Origin of the sequence: Flavobacterium segetis (genome assembly GCF_900129575.1) — a bacterium.
Lineage (GTDB): Bacteria > Bacteroidota > Bacteroidia > Flavobacteriales > Flavobacteriaceae > Flavobacterium > Flavobacterium segetis.
In genome coordinates, this window is record NZ_FQWE01000005.1 from 49503 (window position 1) to 72100 (window position 22598).

At 32.7% G+C, this 22598-nt stretch carries 13 protein-coding genes; 5 read left to right on the plus strand and 8 right to left on the minus strand.

What is annotated here, in order from left to right; all coding sequences use genetic code 11:
• Window positions 1–82 precede the first annotated feature (82 nt).
• From thrC to thrA, 3 genes are all read right to left on the minus strand, one after another.
• A complete protein-coding gene (gene thrC, locus BUA99_RS08355; protein WP_072990751.1) occupies window positions 83–1375 on the minus strand; it encodes a threonine synthase in 1293 nt (430 codons plus the stop codon).
• A 186-nt stretch (window positions 1376–1561) separates the two neighbouring features.
• Entirely contained in the window at window positions 1562–2485 is a 924-nt protein-coding gene (locus tag BUA99_RS08360; protein WP_072990754.1) for a homoserine kinase, read from the minus strand.
• Window positions 2486–2574: 89 nt separating this feature from the next.
• Window positions 2575–5022, minus strand: coding sequence for a bifunctional aspartate kinase/homoserine dehydrogenase I (gene thrA, locus BUA99_RS08365; RefSeq protein WP_072990757.1), 2448 nt, complete (start codon window positions 5020–5022; stop codon window positions 2575–2577).
• A gap of 775 nt (window positions 5023–5797) precedes the next feature.
• Here thrA and hutH point away from each other — a divergent pair.
• The 3 genes from hutH to BUA99_RS08380 are packed head-to-tail and all read left to right on the plus strand — an operon-like array spanning window position 5798 to window position 9382.
• Window positions 5798–7312 carry a histidine ammonia-lyase gene (gene hutH, locus BUA99_RS08370; protein ID WP_072990763.1) on the plus strand — a complete coding sequence of 505 codons (1515 nt, stop codon included), beginning with the start codon at window positions 5798–5800 and terminating at the stop codon, window positions 7310–7312.
• Window positions 7313–7360: 48 nt separating this feature from the next.
• Window positions 7361–8005, plus strand: coding sequence for a DUF47 domain-containing protein (locus BUA99_RS08375; RefSeq protein ID WP_072990766.1), 645 nt, complete (start codon window positions 7361–7363; stop codon window positions 8003–8005).
• A gap of 30 nt (window positions 8006–8035) precedes the next feature.
• Window positions 8036–9382 (plus strand): inorganic phosphate transporter, encoded by a 1347-nt coding sequence (locus tag BUA99_RS08380; RefSeq protein ID WP_072990769.1) that lies wholly within the window; start codon window positions 8036–8038, stop codon window positions 9380–9382.
• 280 nt (window positions 9383–9662) lie between these two features.
• Here the strand turns inward: BUA99_RS08380 and BUA99_RS08385 are convergent, their stop codons facing one another.
• The 3 genes from BUA99_RS08385 to BUA99_RS08395 form a co-directional block, all read right to left on the minus strand.
• Window positions 9663–10172 (minus strand): DUF421 domain-containing protein, encoded by a 510-nt coding sequence (locus tag BUA99_RS08385; RefSeq protein ID WP_072990771.1) that lies wholly within the window; start codon window positions 10170–10172, stop codon window positions 9663–9665.
• A gap of 20 nt (window positions 10173–10192) precedes the next feature.
• Entirely contained in the window at window positions 10193–11563 is a 1371-nt protein-coding gene (rimK, locus tag BUA99_RS08390; RefSeq protein ID WP_072990774.1) for a 30S ribosomal protein S6--L-glutamate ligase, read from the minus strand.
• A 137-nt stretch (window positions 11564–11700) separates the two neighbouring features.
• Window positions 11701–14247 carry an ATP-dependent Clp protease ATP-binding subunit gene (locus tag BUA99_RS08395; RefSeq protein WP_072990777.1) on the minus strand — a complete coding sequence of 849 codons (2547 nt, stop codon included), beginning with the start codon at window positions 14245–14247 and terminating at the stop codon, window positions 11701–11703.
• Window positions 14248–14503: 256 nt separating this feature from the next.
• On the opposite strand from BUA99_RS08395, the gene gyrA reads away from it, so the two are divergent.
• Both gyrA and BUA99_RS08405 read left to right on the plus strand, forming a co-directional pair.
• The gene (gyrA, locus tag BUA99_RS08400; protein ID WP_072990779.1) at window positions 14504–17155 is read left to right on the plus strand and encodes a DNA gyrase subunit A; all 2652 of its coding nucleotides are present in this window, start codon (window positions 14504–14506) and stop codon (window positions 17153–17155) included.
• Between the two features lie 46 nt (window positions 17156–17201).
• Window positions 17202–18473, plus strand: a complete 1272-nt coding sequence (locus BUA99_RS08405; protein ID WP_072990782.1) for a UDP-N-acetylglucosamine--peptide N-acetylglucosaminyltransferase SPINDLY family protein — start codon at window positions 17202–17204, stop codon at window positions 18471–18473.
• Window positions 18474–19261: 788 nt separating this feature from the next.
• Here BUA99_RS08405 and BUA99_RS08410 read toward each other — a convergent pair.
• Both BUA99_RS08410 and lpxD read right to left on the minus strand, forming a co-directional pair.
• Window positions 19262–20890, minus strand: coding sequence for an acyl-CoA carboxylase subunit beta (locus tag BUA99_RS08410; RefSeq protein WP_072990787.1), 1629 nt, complete (start codon window positions 20888–20890; stop codon window positions 19262–19264).
• 156 nt (window positions 20891–21046) lie between these two features.
• On the minus strand, window positions 21047–22048 hold the full coding sequence (lpxD, locus tag BUA99_RS08415) for a UDP-3-O-(3-hydroxymyristoyl)glucosamine N-acyltransferase (protein ID WP_072990790.1): 1002 nt from the start codon (window positions 22046–22048) through the stop codon (window positions 21047–21049).
• Window positions 22049–22598: the final 550 nt, after the last annotated feature.

The following is a 22598-nucleotide window of genomic DNA, read 5'->3' on the forward strand; positions in this document are numbered from 1 at the left end:
AAATTTCACCTGTGAATGGGTGGCTTTGTGAAATGATTCTTATGCAGTTATTTTTCTAAAAGCTTAATAATATATTCTATTTTTAATTAACTAAAAAAGCTTTCAATTCTTCATAAGTTTTAATTTTTGTACTCATTTTTTCTATTCCTAAAACACCTTTAATTTGAGTAGGAATAGGTAATTTTACATGTAATGCTGGTTCAACAATATCCAAAAATTTGATAGGATGTGCTGTTTCTAAAAAAATTCCAATTGCGTTTTGTTGATTTTTTAATTCTTTTTTTAGTCCGAGATAACCAATTGCGCCATGAGGTTCAGATATATAACCATCAATATCATAAATAATTTTCATCGCTTTGATGGTTTCTTCGTCAGAAAAAGTAAAAGAGGAAAAATCTTTTTTAAATTGATCTAAATCATTTTGATACATTTCCTGAATTCGAATAAAATTACTTGGATTTCCCACATCCATTGCGTTTGAAATCGTAGCTTTTGACGGTTTCGGATCGTAAATACCATTTTCTAAAAACCGTGGAACCGTATCATTCACGTTAGTAGAAGCGACAAAATGTGCTACAGGTAATCCCATTTTTTTTGCAATGATTCCAGCACAAATATTTCCAAAATTCCCACTTGGACAAGAAAAAATCAATGGTTTGTTTTGTTTTTTTAATGTTTTGTATGCAAAGAAAAAGTAAAACATTTGTGGCAACCAGCGTGCAATATTAATTGAATTTGCTGATGTTAGATTTTTGTACTTTAAATCCGGGTCTAAAAAAGCTTTTTTTACCATATCTTGACAATCATCAAAAACGCCATCTACTTCTAGAGCTTTTATATTTTGACCTAATGTAGTCAGCTGTCTTTCTTGAATATCACTCACTTTTCCTGATGGATATAAAATAATAACTTCAATACCTTTTACACCAAGAAACCCATTAGCAACTGCACCACCAGTATCACCTGATGTAGCTACTAGAACTGTATTTTTACTTTCTTTTTTCTTTATGTTAAAATAGCTGATGCAACGTGACATAAATCGAGCGCCAACATCTTTGAAAGCCATAGTTGGTCCATGGAACAATTCTAGGGAATAAATATCCTTTTCGATCTTAATCATGGGAAAATCAAAACACAAAGTTTCGGCAATGATTTCTTTCAATATATTTTCTGGGATCTCGTCTCCTACAAATTGCTTGATAGCTTCAAAAGCTATTTCTTCGTTACTCAAATTTTCGATTGTATCAAAAAAAGATGCTGTTAATGGAACTATTCTTTCAGGGAAATATAATCCCTTATCGCTCGCTAATCCTTGTATTACTGCTTCTTGAAAAGATACTTTTGGTGCATTATGGTTTAAACTGTAATATTTCATTTTGATATTGAGTGTGGATTAACAACTTGTGATTTTATTGTACTGTCGTAAATCTGAAGTTAAAAATTGTTAATCAAAATTTTTAAATTATTTTATTCTATGCATTTACTTTAGAAAAGAAATTAACGATTTGTAATTTCTATCAACGTGGTTAGATCTACAATTAAAAATTGTTCATCAAAAATTTTAAATAACAACTTTTATTCCCTCATCATTAATTTTTGAAACATGAATTTCATAAGGTAAATCCATATTTTTATATATTTGACTCATTGCTTTTGCAATTTTTTCAGCAGCTTTTTTTCCTTTGCTTAAAGCAAAAATAGAGGGGCCAGAACCTGAGATTCCAGATCCTAAAGCACCATTATCTAATGCAGTTTGTTTGATCAAATCAAAGCCGGGAATTAAAACGCTTCGCAACGGTTCTATAATTTCATCATGAAGTGATCTTCCAATTAATTCATAATCTTCTGTGTATAAACCAGCAATTAATCCACCTACATTTCCCCATTGTGTAATTGCACTTGTTAAAGAGACCGTTTGTTTTAAAACTGAACGTGCATCTGAAGTTCTTAACTCAATTTGCGGATGCACTACCGTTGCATACAATTCTGATGGACTTTTGATTTTTATGATATCTAATGGATTTGTACTGCGAACAAGAGTAAATCCGCCTAAAAGGGCAGGAGCAACATTATCTGCGTGAGCGTTTCCACTGGCCAGTTTTTCACCTTGCATGGCAAATAACACCAATTCTTTTCTTGTAAAAGGACGACCTAATAACTCATTAATTCCAAAAACAGCTCCAGCTGAACTCGCAGCACTGCTCCCAATTCCGCTCCCTGCTTTTATATTTTTGTAAATTTCAATTTCAAATCCAAAGTCGGTCTCAACCTTTTCAAGCATTGCTAAAGCTGCAACGCCCGCAACATTCTTTTCTGTTTCCATTGGTAAATCGGCGCCAATAATTTTTGTAATTCGAATTCCTTTTTCACTTGATTTTCTAATAATCATTTCATCACCAGCCGTTTCTAAACATAATCCAAGAACATCAAATCCACAAGAGAGGTTTGCAATAGTAGCTGGGCAAAATATTTTGATAGTATTCATAAAATTTTTAGAGTCTTATGGTCTAAAGTTGCATCTTTTTATCGCGTTGTTTTTCACTTTGGATAGTAAGAGTCTTCACTTTTGACTAATTAATTATTTCCAATTCTAATGACGTCAGCAAAAATTCCAGACGCTGTAACAGCAGCACCAGCACCAGCACCTTTTATCAATAATGGCTGATCTACGTATCTATCCGTAAAAAATAATACAATATTGTCTTTGCCTTCTAAATTGTAAAAAGGATGATCTTTTGGTATGAATTGTAGACCAACATTTGCTTTTCCGTTTTCAAATTGCGCAACATATTTAAGTCTTGAATCTTTACTTAAAGCTTCTTTATAAATATCTTCAAAATGAGCAGAATGGTTCGCTAATGATTCAAAAAAGGTTTCGTTTGTAGTGGTATTTAAACATTCAGCAGGCATGAAGGATTCATTGTTAATCTCGTTGATATCCATTTTATAGCCGCTCTCTCTAATTAAAATTAATATTTTTCTGGCAACATCAATTCCACTTAAATCAACTTTAGGATCTGGCTCCGTAAAACCTTGTACGCCAGCTTCTTTAACGACATCATGAAAAGTATTGTTTTCATTAAAATTATTAAATATAAAGTTTAAACTTCCTGATAGAATTGCTTGGATTTTGTTGATTTTGTCTCCTGATGCAACCAGATTTTTTACAGTGTCTATAATAGGTAAACCAGCACCAACATTAGTTTCAAATAAGAACGGAGCATTAAATTGCTGTGACAATTTTTTTAGTTTTCTATAATTATCATATTCTGATGCGCAAGCAATTTTGTTGCAAGTAACCACTGCAATATTGCGTTTTAAATACTGTTCATACGTTTTTGAAATACTTTCATTTGCAGTAATGTCAACGAATATACTATTGCGTAAATTAAGTTCTTTTACGGTATCAATAAATTTATTTTGATCAGCAACTTCGCTATTTTCTAATAAAAATTGCCAATCTTCAAGAGCTATCCCTTCTTCATCAAAATGCATTTTGCGTGAATTTGATATAGCGATAACGCGCAAATTTATTTTTAGGTTTTCTTTTAGGAATTTTTGCTGCTGTTGAATCTGCTCCATAAATTTTTCGCCTACATTACCCACTCCCATTACAAATAGGTTTAGTTGTTTTGCGTTTTCTTCAAAAAAGTTTTCGTGCAATGTATTCAGGGCTTTTTTAACATCTCTTTCATTGATTACTGCAGAAATATTTCTTTCAGATGCGCCTTGTGCAATTGCTCGGATATTTACATTATTTTTTCCTAATGTACTAAACATTCGACCGCTTAAACCTTGATGATTTTTCATATTTTCACCCACCAAAGCAATAATACAAAGATTTTTTTCTACGATGCATGGTTCTATTTTATTTTGAGAAATCTCATTTTCGAACGCTTTATTAATGGCTTCTTCTGCAACATCAGCATCAGAATTTAATATTCCAATACAGATAGAATGCTCTGAAGATGCTTGGGTAATAAAAATCACATTAATATTTTTCTGCGATAATACTTCAAAAAGTCGTTTTGACGAACCTGAAATACCAATCATGCCTGAACCTTCAAGCGTAATTAATGTAATATTGTCAATATGGCTTATTCCTTTGACAGGATTTGAATGAATCATTTCCTGATTAGAAATATAAGTTCCATCAGATTCTGGCTCAAATGTATTTTTGATTACAATTGGAATATTTTTTCTCAATACTGGTTGAATAGTTGGTGGATATAAAACTTTAGCACCAAAATGAGATAACTCCATCGCTTCTTGGTATGAAATAAAAGCAATAGATTGTGCTTGTTTAACTACTTTTGGATTTGCAGTAAACATTCCGTTTACATCAGTCCATATTTCTAACTGATTTGCATTAAGAGCTCCAGCAATTATTGCCGCAGAATAATCAGAACCGCCGCGACCTAAAGTTGTATTAATTCCTTCTAAAGTTGAAGCTATAAATCCAGGCATTACAACAACCTGACTGTCATTTGAGGCAAAATAATCAAATATGAGTTGATTTGTAACTTCAAAATTTACGGCTGCTTTACCAAAATAACTATTAGTTTTTATCAGTTCGCGGCTATCCTTATAATTACTATTTTTTAAATTTTGTTTTAAAGCTTCGGCTATAATATAGGAGGATAGTAATTCTCCAAAACTCAAAATCGTATCAGACGTTCGCAATGACAATTCCCCTAAAAGATAACATCCGTCTAATAAGGTTTCAAGGTGATTTACAATTCGTTTGATATGGCTTAAAAGAGCACTTTGTTCAATCACAGGAATCAGCTCTTTAATAGCGTTCAGATGATTTTTCTCTATTTCGGCGAGGGTATCTTTATAAGTTTCGTCACCAGCTGCTGCTTTTCTAGAGGCTAATTGCAGCATATCAGTAACTTTAGTAAAAGCAGAAACCACAACAATTAATTTTTCGTCTTTCGCTTTATTGTTAACGATATTTAAAACTAGTTTTATGTTTTGTGCATTGGCAACCGAAGTCCCTCCAAATTTTAATACTTTCATGAGAGTGTGTTTTGGGTATTATTACCATCACTGTTTAATTTTTTACAAATGATGAGTGTGTTTGTTTTGTATTAGAAAGTGAGACGTTTGTGTACATCTAAATTTTTCTTTTTAAAAAAAAGATAGCATAAACAGGATTATATATAGATTTTTTACCCCAATGGGGTTGTAGTAGTGTTTGTAGAAGATATAACAGCAGTTGTGACCAATGTTTGGATTGTTTTGGAAGATTGATCTATATCTGTGTTATTTCTCATTTTCATTTACAAACTTACAGTATTTTAGGTAATTATCGTAACATCTGTGAGCTTTTACGAATATTTTAAAAATTAAAGTGCTAATTATGGATATTCAAATTTTACTTGAATATTTAGACTCGAAATTATACAATTCGTTTATTTCTCTATTTGCGACAAAATCTTTTCATTAAATTATCTTACGAATATTAATAATTAAACTCTTTTTATTCCATAAATGGATTACTTTAAAGTAGAGTAAAATTTTATCCAAAATTTAAGCATGATAAAACATATTTTATCAAACGATAATTTTTTTTAAGAATTTAGTTAATTGATAATTGGTTAAAATCAATTTGTAAATCGTCATATTGACTAATGTCCACGCATATTCTTGTAGCAGTTAGTGTTCATATAAGTATTTAACGACGATGTTATCTAGCATTAAGTATTGTTTAACTCAAATAATTAAATTATTAATAATAAACGTTGTATAATTATAAAGATTTGCTCAATTTTACTATCTAAATATTACAAAAATGGATAATACGCATTACATTAGTACTGAATTGCTTAGCTTGGAAACTTTAGAAGAAATTGTTTCAAATCATAAAAATTTAGCTTTATCTGAAGAAGCAAAAGTCAATATTCAAAAATGTAGAGCTTATTTAGACAAAAAAATGGCATCACAACATGAAGCTATTTATGGAATCAACACTGGCTTTGGGTCTTTATGTAATGTGAAAATTTCTAAAGAGAATTTATCAAAATTACAAGAAAATCTAGTAAAATCACATTCTTGTGGTACTGGAGATGAAGTTCCAAGATCAATTGTTAAACTAATGTTGTTACTTAAAATTCAATCGCTGAGCTATGGACATTCTGGAATTCAATTACAAACCGTTGAACGCTTAATTGACTTTTATAATAATGATATTTTACCAGTAATTTACACGCAAGGATCACTTGGTGCTTCTGGTGACTTAGCTCCTTTAGCACATTTGTCTTTACCGTTAATAGGAGAAGGTGACGTGTATGTCGAAGGAAAAAAAGTTCATACCAGCGAAGTAATGAAAATTTTTAATTGGACACCTATTGTTTTGCAATCTAAAGAAGGATTAGCACTACTGAACGGAACTCAATTTATGAGTGCCTATGGAGCTTATATATTGATGAAAGTGAGTAAAATTTCCTATTTAGCTGATTTAATTGGAACAATATCTCTAGAGGCATTTGATGGGAGAATTGAACCATTCAATGAATTAATTCATTTTATAAGGCCACATAAAGGACAAATTATTACTGCGAAGCGCGTCAAGGAATTTTTAGCTGGTAGTGAAATTATTGAGCAAATTAAAAATCACGTTCAAGATCCGTACTCTTTTAGGTGTATGCCCCAAGTTCATGGAGCATCGAAGGATGCAATTGATTATGTCAAAAAAGTTTTTAAGACAGAAATTAATTCGGTTACAGATAATCCAAATATTTTTATTGATAGTGACCAAATTATTTCTGGCGGGAATTTTCATGGACAACCATTGGCTTTAGCCCTAGATTTTATGGCGATTGCACTGGCAGAATTGGGAAGTATTTCAGAAAGAAGAACCTACCAATTAATTTCAGGAGCTAGAAACCTCCCCACTTTTTTAGTAGATAATCCAGGTTTAAACTCTGGTTTGATGATTCCACAATATACAGCAGCGAGTATTGCAAGTCAAAACAAACAATTAGCAACTCCTGCAAGTGTAGACAGTATTGTTTCTAGTAATGGTCAGGAAGATCATGTAAGCATGGGTGCCAATGCAGCTACGAAAGCCCTAAAAGTTCTCGAAAATTTAGAACGAATTTTAGCAATTGAACTCATGAGTGCTTCTCAGGCTATTGAATACAGACGTCCATTAAAATCGAGTACTTTTATTGAAATGTTTTTAAGTGCTTATAGAGCGGAAGTTTCGATAATTAAAGAAGACAGAATTTTACACTATGATATTGAAAAGACCGTCATGTTTATAAATACTTTTCAAATAGAAAGCGATTTGTTAATATTAACTTAACATTAGAAGACAATAATGCATTAATTTTGTCGCACTAAATTAATAAAAATGAACATTAATAATTTTTTCCAGTTTTTAGTTCCAAAAGACAAAAAATTCTTTCCACTTTTTGAAGAAGCTTCTAATAATTTAATTGAAATCGCAACTAATTTACATGAAGCAGTAAACCTTCCATTGAAGGAGCGTGAAGTTATTTTTCAAAAGATAGATGCATTAGAACAAAAAGGTGAAGATATCACTCGTCAAACAAATTTAGAATTAAGCAGGAATTTCATCACACCGTTTGATAGAGAGGATATACATTCTTTGATTATTTCAATTGATAATGTAGCTGATAATCTTCATGGTGCTGCCAGCAGAATGAAATTATATCAAGTGGATAAAATAACAAAGTCCATCAGGAAACTGACTGAAATTAATCTTGAAGCATGCCAAAATATTGATGTTGCAGTGAGAGAATTGAGAGATTTAAAAAAAATGAAAAATATTACCAATGCGATTGCTAGGATTAACAAACTTGAAAATAAATCAGATAACGTATATGATAAAGCCGTTCTTGATTTATTCGAAAATGAAACAGATGCAATAAACATTATAAAATATAAAGAGGTGCTTTCTGTTTTAGAAACGGCTACTGATAAATGTAAAAGTGTGGCTAATGTTTTAGAATCAATTTCTGTAAAACACTCTTAATCTTTTTGGTTTTATTTTGAAATTACATTTATGGAATTTACTTTACTCATAGTTATTATTGTTCTAGCATTAATCTTTGATTATATCAACGGATTTCATGATGCTGCTAATGCAATTGCGACAGTTGTTGCCACAAAAGTTTTAAGTCCTTTTCAAGCTGTTGTTTGGGCAGCTTTTTTTAACTTTCTCGCTTATTGGGTTTTTGGTTTTGGAGTGGCTGATACGGTTGCGAAAACGGCTAATACGTTAGAAATTGATTTAGTAGTTATACTTGCGGGAGTTGTTGCAGCTATAATATGGAATTTATTTACATGGTGGCAGGGGATTCCATCAAGTTCCTCTCATACGCTAATCGGCGGCTTTGCTGGAGCGGCAATTGCCCATGCAATAGCAGTTCACGGATTTTCAGGTTATGCAACGGGAAGTGGTTTAGAAGCACACACTGCCTATTGGTATGATACTGTAAACTGGTACACAGCGGGCAAAGATGGTGGTTTTCCATCCGGAGTTTTGGTTATCATAGCTTTTATTGTGTTAGCTCCGCTCATTGGTGCTTTAATGTCATATTTAATTTCGATTTGGCTACTTAATGCATCGAAAAAAAGTATTTATCCAAAATTTTTTACAATTGGTTTAATGCTTTTAACAATTTGGTTTGTAGAAAGCCAAATGATATATTTCAAAGATATCAAAAAACCTCGTTTTGATTCCCATTTATGGAGTGTTGTCCTTGAATCACACAATATTAAATGGTTTCTAGTTGCTTTTATAATTTTATCAATAAGTAGTTTTTGTTTGTTTTTTAGCAGTTTAAATTTACATCAATCCACTTATTGGTTAAAAAAAATGCAGTTACTGTCATCAGCAGCCTTTAGTTTAGGTCACGGTGGAAATGATTCACAAAAAGTGATGGGAATTATTGCAGCAGCAGTCACAGTTTATATTCACACAAGCGGAATTTCTCAGGATATGCTACCAGATTGGTTAGATGTAGTATTGCCAAATGCTGACGGAGATTTTAAAATGCCACAATGGATTCCGTTAGCGTGTTACTCTGCAATTGCAGCAGGAACGCTAAGTGGTGGTTGGAAAATTGTAAAAACGATGGGTTCTAAAATTACAAAAGTAACCTCTTTTGAAGGAGTCGCTGCAGAAACAGCTGGAGCATTGACCTTATATTTTACAGAGCATTTCAAAGTGCCTGTAAGCACAACGCATACTATAACAGGGTCTATTATTGGGGTTGGCCTCACTAAAAGAGTTTCTGCAGTACGCTGGGGAATGACGGTGAGTTTGATTTGGGCTTGGGTTTTAACAATTCCCATTTCAGCAATATTAGCGGCAATGATATATTATTTTTTGAGCATATTTATTTAGAACAATTGATTTTAAAAAAAACCATTCTGTTAAGAATGGTTTTTTTATGATTTACAATCAAATTTCACAATCTTTCAAAGTAAGTTTTGATCGATTTACAACTGATCACAATGGTTAGCTCATTATATTCATAACTACTTTCAGCTGTTTTACTATGATTGGTCACTATTGTTACGATGTAAATAGTTAATTTTTAATACGAGTCGTAGTCCAAAAAACAAATTAAGTAAAAACAGCAAATCTGCTGCATTCCAATCATAACTTTATATTGTATGTTTTTTTATCTTAAGTTTTTGTGAATGTGTTTACGTCGGTGATAAGTTTGTTTTAAATCTTCAATATTTGAAATGATACTTATATTACCATCAATCTCAAGCATGGCAAGTTTTACATCTTTAAAATATTCTACGCCGTGCTCCCGCATCGCTTCTTTTAATTCATCAGAAGTAATGTTCAACTTGCTTAATATTTTAAAATCTAAAGTCCCATTATGTATTAAGATTTCTGGTTTTTCTTGCATGAAATCACTAAACTTCCTGTACTTAAACATCAACTTTTTCAAAGTAAAATTAATAATAAATAATACTGAAGCTGCTATTAAACCACCCTGTAAAGTTGTGTTATCACCAACCATTGCATTTTGAACTGAGTTACTTATCAATAATATCAGAATAACATCAGCGGTGTTTAATTGCGATAATTCCTTCTTGCCAAAAATGCGCAATGCTATCACCATGAAAAAGTAGACGGCAGCACTGCGAATTATTATATCAAGATATGGATTTATCATAATACCACTAAATGCAATGATTATTTTAGTTTGAAGTTTTTCTCAATAGCTTTAATCATCTCACCGGCAATGTCTTTATTCGTCGCGCCTTCAATTCCTTCGAGTCCTGGAGACGAATTTACCTCTAGCAATAAAGGTCCTTTTGCAGAACGAATTATATCCACACCTGCAACTTTTAAATCCATTGCTTTTGTAGCTTTAATAGCAATTCGTTTCTCTTCAGCGGTCACTTTTATAATTGAAGCAGTTCCTCCCAAATGTATGTTTGCTCTAAATTCCCCTGGCATTGCTTCCCGCTGAATAGCCGCGACTACTTTACCATCAATCACAAAACATCGAATATCCTTTCCGTTTGCTTCTTTTATAAATTCTTGGACTAAAATATTAGCATTTAAACTTTTGAATGCATTGATTACACTTTCCGCTGCTTTTTTTGTTTCTGCTAATACGACTCCCTTTCCTTGAGTTCCCTCTAATAATTTTACAATTAAGGGTGGTCCACCTACCATTTTTATTAAATCATCAGTATCCAAGGGTGAGTTTGCAAAACCTGTAGTTGGTATTTCCACACCGTGATTCAAGAGTAATTGTAATGAATATAATTTATCACGAGATTGAGTTATTGCATGAGAGGAATTTAAACAGTACACTTTTAATGCTTCAAATTGTCTAGTTAGAGCGCAACCATAAAAAGTTATGCTCGGCCTAATTCTTGGAATAATGGCATCAAACTGATTTAAAATTTTGCCGCCACGGTAATGAATTTCTGGTGTTTTCGCATCCAGCTTCATATAACATTCTTTGATATTTAAAAAATGCATTTCATGACCGCGCATTTCGCCGGCCTCCATTATGCGTTTGTTACTGTATAAATCTGGGTTACTGGCTAAAAGACCTATTCGCAATCCAGAACTTGCTTTTTCTGAATTTTTGTAAAGTGCTTTTAAACTATCTGTTGTGGGTTGGCCCAAAAGGTATTTCTGTTCAGGATCTACTAAAACTCTTCCACTCATTGCTTCACGACCTAATAACATTCTAAAACCCATTGAATCTCGATTTGTCAAAGTCATTTCTATCGGCCATGTTTCATTTCCAATTTGTAAATTAGTTTGAATCACATAGCGCTGTTCTCTAAAACCACTAGAACTCTTTACAATTCTTTTATCAATTAAAGGTGCTTCGCAATGAATTACAGTCTTTAAATTGTTTTGTATTGGATTTATATCAAAGCGAACCCAGTTATTTTCATCTTTAATGAATGGCGCGATATTTATAGCGTGCAATGCAGATGTTTTTGCACCTGAATCAACTCGCGCTTTTATTGTAGGAATTCCTATTTCTGGAAAAGAACACCACTCTTCGCTTCCTAAAATCACTTTGTTATCTGGCATAAGGCAAATTTAATTTTCTTGATTTGTAAAAACCAAATGTAAATATTTGTTTTTAAAAATGTGGGATTTTAAGTAAAGAATAAACCCGTTATGTTATAAAAACGTAACGGGTTTAGTTAAATTATTATTCGCTAATTTTATAAATTAGTTGGCTCACCAGCTTTATGAACTTGCACCGTTAATTCTTGTGCACCCTCTTCAATATCCATGTAAATTTCGTCGCCTGATCCTATTTTAGAGGTGATAATTTCCTCCGCAAGCGCATCTTCAACATATTTTTGAATTGCTCTTTTTAATGGTCTTGCGCCAAATTGTCTATCAAAACCTTTATCGGCAATAAAAGCTTTTGCCTTATGAGACAGATTCAATTGATATCCAAGCTCAGCTACACGCGCATAAAGCTTTTTCAATTCAATTTCTATAATTAAATCTATGTGCTCTTTTTCTAAAGCATTGAAAACAATCACATCATCAATTCTGTTTAAGAATTCAGGTGCAAAAGTTTTTTTCAAAGCGTTTTCAATGATACTTTTCGAATTATCATCAGCCTGAGCTACTTTAGCAGCAGTTCCGAAACCAACACCTTGACCAAAATCTTTTAACTGTCTAGCTCCAACATTAGAAGTCATGATAATGATAGTATTTTTAAAGTCAATTTTACGTCCTAAACTGTCTGTTAAATATCCATCATCCAATACTTGCAATAACATATTAAATACATCAGGATGCGCTTTTTCAATCTCATCTAATAATACAACACAGTAAGGTTTTCTACGAACTTTCTCTGTTAATTGTCCACCTTCTTCATAACCTACATATCCAGGAGGCGCTCCTATTAATCTAGAAATTGCAAATTTCTCCATGTATTCACTCATGTCAATTCGAATCAATGCATCTTCTGAATCAAACAATTCTTTAGCTAGAACTTTCGCTAATTGTGTTTTTCCAACACCTGTTTGTCCTAAGAAAATAAACGAGCCTATTGGTCTGTTAGGATCTTTTAATCCTGCACGATTACGCTGAATCGACCGTGCAATTTTCATAACTGCTTCTCGCTGACCAATTACTTTACCTTCAATAAGTTCTGGTAATTTAGCTAACTTGTTGCTTTCTGTTTGCGCAATACGATTTACAGGAATACCGCTCATCATAGAAACAACGTCTGCAACATTGTCTTCACTTACTTCAATTCGATTATTTTTAGCATCTTCTTCCCATTGCTCTTGGGCTATAGCTAAATCTTTTTCGATACGTTTTTCATCATCGCGCAATTTAGCCGCTTCTTCATATTTCTGTTTTTTAACCACAACATTTTTCAATTCACGTACGTCTTCTAATTGGCGTTCAAAATCCAAAATTTGTTTTGGAACTTCGATATTAGTAATGTGAACTCTAGAACCAGCTTCATCTAATGCATCAATTGCTTTGTCTGGTAAAAAGCGATCAGACATATATCTATCCGTTAATTTAACACACGCTTCAATTGCATCATCAGAATAGGTTACATTGTGATGGTCCTCATATTTATTTTTGATATTATGCAAAATGGTAATTGTTTCAGCTACAGATGTTGGTTCTACAATTATTTTTTGGAAGCGTCTTTCAAGTGCACCATCTTTCTCAATGTACTGACGGTATTCGTCTAATGTTGTAGCACCAATACATTGAATTTCACCACGTGCAAGGGCAGGTTTAAACATATTAGAGGCGTCCAGTGATCCTGTTGCTCCGCCAGCACCTACGATAGTATGAATTTCATCGATAAATAAAATGATATCTTCATTTTTTTCAAGTTCATTCATGACCGCTTTCATGCGTTCTTCAAACTGACCACGGTATTTTGTTCCAGCAACAAGACTTGCTAAATCTAAAGTGACAACACGCTTGTTAAATAAAGTACGAGAAACCTTTTTTTGAATGATTCGTAGTGCTAGACCTTCAGCGATTGCTGATTTTCCAACTCCAGGTTCTCCAATAAGCAAAGGATTATTCTTTTTACGACGACTCAAAATTTGAGAAACACGTTCAATTTCTTTTTCTCTTCCAACAACTGGATCTAATTTTCCTTCCTCAGCCATTTCTGTTAAATCTCTCCCAAAATTATCTAAAACAGGAGTCTTAGATTTCTTGTTTGATTTATTAGCTGGATTATTAAAAGTTCCTTCTTTCGGACTGTCATCTTGTCCTGAATCGTCATTATACGATTCATTTCGAGGTAGTTTTTCAATGAAATCATCTTCGCTTGGAGTCATACTTATATACTGTTCTTTAGCTACATCGTAATCAATTTTGAGCTTATTGAGTAGCTTGGTTGTAGGGTCGTTTTCGTTTTTTAAAATACACAATAATAAGTGTGCTGTACTAATCGATGAACTTTGAAAAACTTTTGCTTCTAAGAAAGTGGTCTTCAATGCACGCTCTGCTTGACGCGTTAGGTGTAAGTTCTTTTTTTCGATATTAATCTCTATCCCTGCACTGGCTGGGCTAAGGATTTCTACCTTTCTGCGTAAATGGTCGAGGTCTATATTAAGATTATTCAACATTTGAATTGCTTTTCCATTTCCATCACGTAGGATTCCCAACATTAAATGTTCAGTTCCTATAAAATCATGACCTAATCTCAAAGCTTCTTCTTTACTGTATGTAATAACATCTTTTACTCTCGGTGAAAAATTATCGTCCATAATATATATTTGCTATCGTAAATTTAGTGAATTAGTGTTTTAAAAACAAAAACCATTCCCGTTACACATATTGTCAGCTAAGAGACAAAAAATAAAACAACTCCAGCGTTAAATTTCCCTTAAATTATCAACTAATGATCGGGATTTATTTGTTGATAAATCATTAAAATAAGTGCTTAAAAAGTAGCTAAAAAATTTCAAAAAGCTGTATATTGGCACGTTTTGAAACTAATATAATTTTTTAATATAACAACTTATGTCTGAAGGAGAAAAGTTAATTCCTATTAACATAGAAGATGAAATGAAATCAGCTTACATCGATTATTCGATGTCAGTAATTGTGTCAAGAGCTCTTCCAGATGTTAGAGATGGTTTGAAACCAGTTCATAGAAGAGTTCTTTACGGGATGTATGATTTAGGAGTTTTTTCAAATAAAGCCCATAAAAAATCCGCCAGAATTGTCGGTGAAGTTTTAGGTAAGTATCATCCACACGGAGATACATCTGTTTATGATGCAATGGTGCGTATGGCTCAGGAATGGAGTATGCGTTATTTGTTAGTAGATGGTCAAGGAAATTTTGGTTCTGTAGACGGTGACAGTCCTGCAGCAATGCGTTACACCGAGGCTAGAATGCGCAAGATTTCAGAAGAAATTATGGCTGATATTGAAAAGGAAACAGTTGATTTTCAATTGAATTTTGATGATACTTTGTATGAGCCAAAAGTAATGCCGACAAGAGTTCCTACTTTATTAATCAATGGAGCCACGGGAATTGCCGTGGGTATGGCAACTAATATGCCTCCGCACAACTTAACAGAAGTGATCAATGGAACTTTAGCTTTTATGGACAACAATGACATCGAGATTGATGAATTGATGAACTACATAAAGGCGCCTGATTTTCCAACAGGAGGAATAATTTATGGTTATGAAGGTGTGCGCGAAGCTTTCAAAACAGGACGTGGACGTATTGTTATGCGTGCTAAAGTTGGTTTTGAAGAAGTTGACGGTAGAGAATCAATTATTGTAACTGAAATTCCTTACCAAGTTAACAAAGCAGATATGATCAAGCGTACTGCCGATTTGGTTAACGATAAAAAAATTGAAGGAATTGCGAATATTCGTGACGAATCAGATAGAAATGGTATGCGTATCGTGTATATTTTGAAACGCGACGCGACTCCAAATGTAGTTTTGAACACATTATATAAGTATACACAATTACAATCCTCATTTAGTGTAAATAATATTGCACTAGTTAAAGGACGTCCACAAATGTTGAATCTAAAAGAAATGATTCACTATTTTGTAGAACACCGCCATGATGTTGTAGTTAGAAGAACTCGCTTTGAATTGCGCAAAGCAGAGGAAAGAGCACATATTTTAGAAGGTTTAATTATAGCTTCAGATAATATTGATGAAGTAATTGCTTTGATTAGAAGTTCTAAAAATACTGAAGAAGCGCGTGAAAAGTTGATTACGAGATTTCAGTTATCAGATATTCAGGCACGTGCAATTGTAGAAATGCGTTTGCGTCAATTAACTGGTCTTGAACAAGACAAGTTAAGAGCTGAATATGAGGAATTAATGAAGTTAATTGCCCACTTAAAATCATTGTTAGAAGATGTAGGTTTAAGAACAGCGTTGATTAAAGAGGAATTAGAAGAAATCCGTGATAAGTACGGTGACGAACGCCGATCTATTATTGAATATTCTGGTGGTGATGTAAGTATAGAAGATTTGATTGCAGATGAAAATGTGGTAATCACTATTTCTCATGCTGGTTATATTAAACGTACTAATTTAACTGAATACAAGACACAAAATAGAGGTGGAGTTGGTCAAAAAAGTGCTGGAACTAGAGATCAAGATTTCTTAGAACACATGTTTGTGGCGACAAATCACCAATATATGATGTTCTTTACGCAAAAAGGAAAATGTTTCTGGATGCGTGTATACGAAATTCCTGAAGGAAGTAAAACGGCTAAAGGCCGAGCTATACAAAACTTAGTAAATATAGAAAGTAACGACAAGGTAAAAGCGTTCATATGTACACAAGATTTAAAAGACAAAGACTATATCAATAGTCATAACCTTATTATGGTGACTAAAAAAGGTCAGGTAAAGAAAACATCTTTAGAAAAATATTCTAAGCCTAGAGTAAATGGTGTTGCTGCAATTACAATTAAGGAAGGGGATGAATTACTTGAAGCTAAATTAACAAATGGTGAAAGCCAGATAATATTAGCTGTCAAATCAGGAAAGTTAGTTCGCTTTGAAGAAACAAAAACCCGTCCAATGGGTAGAACAGCATCAGGAGTTCGCGGTATTACTTTAAAGGACGATACTGATGAAGTAATTGGTATGGTTACTGTAGATAAAGAAAATATAAATGATTCTCAAATTTTAGTTGTTACAGAAAACGGTTATGGAAAACGTACTAAACTAGTTGACGAAGATGGTGAAGATGTTTATAGAATCACAAACCGTGGTGGTAAAGGTGTCAAAACATTAAATATAACGGAGAAAACGGGGAAACTTATTTCAATTAATGCGGTTACTGATGCTGATGATTTAATGATTATCAACAAATCAGGATTAACAATTAGAATGGCAATTGAAGATTTACGTGTCATGGGTCGTGCAACTCAAGGAGTCAAGCTTATCAATTTGAAAGGGAAAGATTCTATTGCAGCTGTTACTAAAGTAATGAAAGATGATGTAGTAGAAGTAGTTGTTGATGAAGATGGAAACATAGTTGAAACAGAAACTATTGAAAGAGTTAAACCAGTCTTAGAGGTTCTTGAAGATGAAGGTTCAGTAGAGGACGACGAAGACGCTGATGCTGAAACTGAAGAAGAACTTGACGATGACGCTGAAGAGGATGATTCAGATGATGAAGCATAATTTTAAAATTCAAACAAAAATAATTTTTATATAAAACTAAAATACTATGAAAAGTAAATATGTATTATTAGCATCTGCATTATTGATATCAGTAGCTACTTTTGCTCAAAAAGATCAAATAAAGGCAGCTGAGAAAGCATTTAAAAAAGGCGAAAGTCAAGAAGCATCCACTATTTTGAAGGATGCTGAGTCATCAATAGCTGATGCTGCTGATGCTGAGAAAGCACAATATTATTATATTAAAGGAAATGTACTATTAGACTTGGCTAACAAGAAAATAAATACTGATGTAAATCTTTCTCTTGCGGCAAAAGCATATCAAGATTTAATTGATGTTGAAAAAACATCTGGAAAAGTTAAATACTCCACGCAGGCGGCAACTTCTATAACTGAGATCAAATATAAGTTGATAAATGCAGCTATCGCTGAATCTAAATTAGAAAAACATTCAGAAAGCGCTAAAAAATTATATGACGCTTATTTGTTAGATAAAAATGACACTATTAATTTGTACTATGCAGCTTCTACGTACGTAAATGCTAAAGAATATACAAAAGCATTAGAATTATATGATAATTTAAAAAAAATAAATTACTCTGGAAAAGGGACGAGTTATTTTGCAATTAATAAGCTAACTACTCAGGAAGATTTTTTTAATACTGCTCAGGAAAGAGATAGAATGGTGAAATTAGGAACACATGAAAAACCAAGAACTGAGGCAATTCCTTCTAAAAAAGGCGAAATTTATAAAAACGTGGCGCTAATTTTAGTACAGGATGGAAAAACTGAAGAAGCTAAAAAAGCAATTGCGGATGCAAGAAAAGCGGATCCAACTGATAATTCTCTCGCTTTAACAGAAGCTAATTTATATTTAGAGACGAAAGATTTTGAAACTTACAAGAAGATAATCGGAGACATACTATCTCAAAATCCTAATGATGCTGATTTAACTTTTAACCTAGGTGTAATTAGTGGAAATGCTGGTAATGCAGTTGATGCTGAAAAGTATTACTTGAAAGCAATTGAGATTAAGCCTGACTACATCAATGCCTATATTAATCTTGCCGCTTTAAAGCTAGAAGGTGAAAAACTTATTATTGATGAAATGAATAAATTAGGCACTTCAACTAAAGAAATGAAGCGATATGACGAGTTGAAACTTAAAAGAGATAACATTTTTAAAAGTGTAATTCCTTATCTTAAAAAAGCTTATGAATTAGATGTAGATAATGTAGACGTAGCTAAAACTTTATTAAATGTTTATAGCGCGTTAGAAATGACTGCAGAATCAAAAGCTTTGAAAGCTAACATGAAATAAATGTAAAAAACCTTAAAAAGCATCTTTAATATATGAGATTACCCCCAAAAGTTAACTACTATTTGGGGGTATTTTTATGCTAAAAAGTTAAGTAAGATTAAGGAGTAAACCAAGCTTTGTAGTATTGAATTGAGATAAATATGAGTCAATTGTTTAAGTAATTTAAAAAGGTAAGATAGATTAAATTTTATTAATATGTTTAGTGCGTCAAACTATTATCTTGTGTATAAAATAAAGAAATTTAGAGGATAAATTTTAAGATACATGCTTTAAAGTAAATTGATTCGCCTCTTATAGATTAATTTAGCAAGTTTTGATTCAAATATTTAATAAAATAATTTTAGCTCAAAGATTTTTTTAAGTAAACTTGTAGAAGTACTAAATTCATAAATGAATGGCAAAATAATCATATTGTACTGGATAATATGATTTTTTACAAATAATACGAAAGCAAGTACTAACTTATTTTTAAAAATAAAGTACTGCTATCAATTATTAATTTGCGAAAAAAAAATGTAAATCTCGACGCAGTTGGAATTTAATAAATAATGATAAAGCTATTTAAAAAACTGAGTGTTATTTTTAAATCATTTCAATTCTTTTTCTTGTAATTTTAGTAGCAGTAAAAAATTACGCTAACAAGTATTTATAACACGACCACCCTTACAAATTTGTTGAAATTTAAAGAAATTAAATTGATTTAAAAAATGGTATTTCAATCGTAATAAGCCAATACAAACGCAAATACTTTTATACTTTGAGGTCTTTCATTAAATTGGCGGGAGTCATTAAACTTGTATTACTCCCAAGTTAAATTTCTTTTCAATGGGCGCATGATTAGCAGCTTCAATTCCCATCGAAATCCAAGTTCTAGTATCTAATGGATCGATGATTGCATCAGTCCACAATCGTGAGGCAGCATAATATGGTGAAACTTGCTCATCATATCTAGCTTTAATTTTATCAAATAATTCTTTTTCTTTTTCTTCATTTACCAATTCTCCCTTTGCTTTAAGAGATGACGCTTCAATTTGTGCTAGAACTTTTGCTGCTTGCGTACCTCCCATGACGGCTAATTCTGCACTTGGCCATGCAAAAATTAATCTAGGGTCATACGCTTTTCCACACATAGCATAATTTCCTGCTCCGTAAGAATTACCAACGATTACTGTAAATTTAGGAACAACTGAATTTGAAACAGCATTTACCATTTTTGCACCATCTTTAATAATCCCTCCATGTTCTGATTTAGATCCTACCATGAATCCAGTCACATCCTGGATAAAAACTAACGGAATTTTTTTCTGGTTACAATTAGCAATAAAGCGTGTTGCTTTGTCAGCTGAGTCCGAGTATATCACTCCTCCAAATTGCATTTCGCCACTTTTTGTTTTTACTACTTTTCGCTGGTTAGCAACAATACCAACTGCCCATCCGTCAATTCGAGCGTATCCTGTGATTAGAGATTGTCCGTAACCATCTTTATAAGGCTCAAATTCTGAGCTATCAACTAAGCGGTTAATGATTTCCATCATATCGTATTGTTCATTTCTAGCTTTTGGCAAAATACCAAAGATTTCTTTCTCATCTAAAGCAGGTTTTTCAGCTTTACTTCTGTTATATCCTGCTTTATCAAAATCACCTATTTTATCTATTATATTTTTAATACGATCCAGAGCATCCTTGTCATCTTTAGCTTTATAATCCGTTACTCCTGAAATTTCACAGTGGGTGGTTGCTCCACCTAAAGTTTCATTGTCGATGCTCTCCCCAATAGCCGCTTTTACAAGATAGCTACCTGCTAAAAAAATACTTCCTGTTTTATCAACAATCATGGCCTCGTCGCTCATTATGGGTAAATAAGCTCCTCCAGCAACACAACTTCCCATTACTGCAGAAATTTGAGTAATTCCCATACTACTCATTTGAGCATTGTTTCGAAATATTCTTCCAAAGTGCTCTTTATCAGGAAAAATTTCATCTTGAAGTGGTAAGTAAACTCCTGCGCTGTCCACTAAATAAATAATTGGTAAGCGATTTTCCATTGCAATCTCTTGTGCGCGCAAATTTTTCTTAGCAGTTATAGGAAACCAAGCACCTGCTTTAACTGTTGCGTCATTTGCAACAACAATGCATTGCTTTCCCCTAATATATCCTATTTTAACAACTACACCACCTGATGGGCATCCTCCGTGTTCAGCATACATTCCTTCGCCAACAAATGCACCAATTTCAATACTTCTAGCTTTAGCGTCAAGCAAATAATCAATTCTCTCGCGCGCTGTCATTTTTCCCTCACCATGTAATTTTGCTATTCGTTTTTCGCCACCACCTAATTTAACAATGCTTAATTTTTGTCGTAAAGCTGAAAGTAAAAGTTTATTGTGATCTTCGTTTTTGTTGAAGTTTAAATCCATGGGTTGTCGTTGTGAAAATTTGTGCTAAAATACGAAATCAAATATAAAAATTTTAATTTTTTGCTATATTAAAGAGGAAATCAAAAAATATTGATCTTAAATCAAAAAAGCGGAAGTTACCTTCTGCTTTTTTGCGAATTTACTAGAATTATAACGCTATTTTTTTTTCGATTCATTTACGAGTCGCTTTAAAATTGCCCATTGCTTTAATGCGTCTCTGGCTTCAACAGCAGGATAACCTAGCATCGTCTTTCCAGCTGCAATATCACCAGTAACACCGGATCCTGCTCCCACAATTGCTCCATCACCAATAGTGGTATGATCTTTAATAGAGGCGCTGCCGCCAATTATTACGCCATTGCCCAATGTAACAGATCCTGCAAGTCCGCTATTTCCAGCCATTATACAAAACATTCCTAACCTACTGTTGTGTCCTATTTGAACTAAATTATCAATTTTACAACCATCACCTAAAATTGTAGAACTAAATTTTCCACGATCTACACATGAATTTGCGCCAATTTCTACATTATTACCTATTATGACATTACCTATTTGTGGAATTTTTACTAGGCCTCTTTTTGGATCAGGGCGAAAACCGAAACCATCAGCTCCTATGGTTGCATTAGGATGTATAATACAATCATTGCCAATATGGCAGCGCTCACGAACTACTGTTCCAGACCATATTACTGTATTTTTGCCTATTGTGCATTCATCAAGGATTGTAACATTAGGATAAATTGTAGTATTATCGTCTATTATTACTTTTGGACCAATATAACAACCTGCACCTATTCTCACACCGTTACAAATCTTTGCAGTTTGATCGATTACTGCTGTACGGTGTATATCAGTTTTAAATAATGGAGTAGGAGGTGCAAAAAGTTCTAGTATTTGCGACATTGCTAAATCAGCATTTTTTACTTTTATGAAAGCCCTATTTTCTCCTGGTTCAATTGAAATATCTTCGTTTACGATAGCCACACTTGCTTTTGAAGTGGCCCATAACTTTTCGTATTTTTTATTTCCAATGAAAGATATTTCACTTTCACTTGCCGCTTCAAGCTGTTCAGGTGCAATAATATTTTGAGTTGTATTACCGACTATAATTCCTTTTAAAACGTCATTTATTTCATTTAGTGATAATGATTTCATTGCTTGTTGATATAATTTCGTTAATTTTTTATTGTATAAATAAAGCTAAATACTATTGAATTTCCTAATATTATTTTTAGTGCCTATTTTGGGAATCCAAATAAGCTTTGAGACTGCATGATAAGATAAGCTACTTAATTTTATATTATTGGTAGTGAAACTATTATAAATTGTTAAGTGTTTTATCCTTTGGAAATTTTACTTTGTAACTGATTGTAATTTTTTTAATCTCGTTTAGTGTCAATTATAAATTCCAGTTCAATAGACCAGTCTCATTATTTAACGTCGCATTGTCATTTTCTATCAACTCAGAACTATTTTCTTTATATATGCTGAGTGGAATCTGTTCTTTTTATTTTGTAAAGTCAACCAATTTTACAAGCTCAGCAACATTTAATCTCGTATTTATTCCTAAAATATTTTTATTTGAGTCTAATCGTATAATTGGTTAACTATATCTCATTATTAAAATCTTTATTTTTTTTAAATTTTATTCGAACCATATTAATACTATCTCGCCCTTTTTTATTTCAGAAGTGCTATCATCACT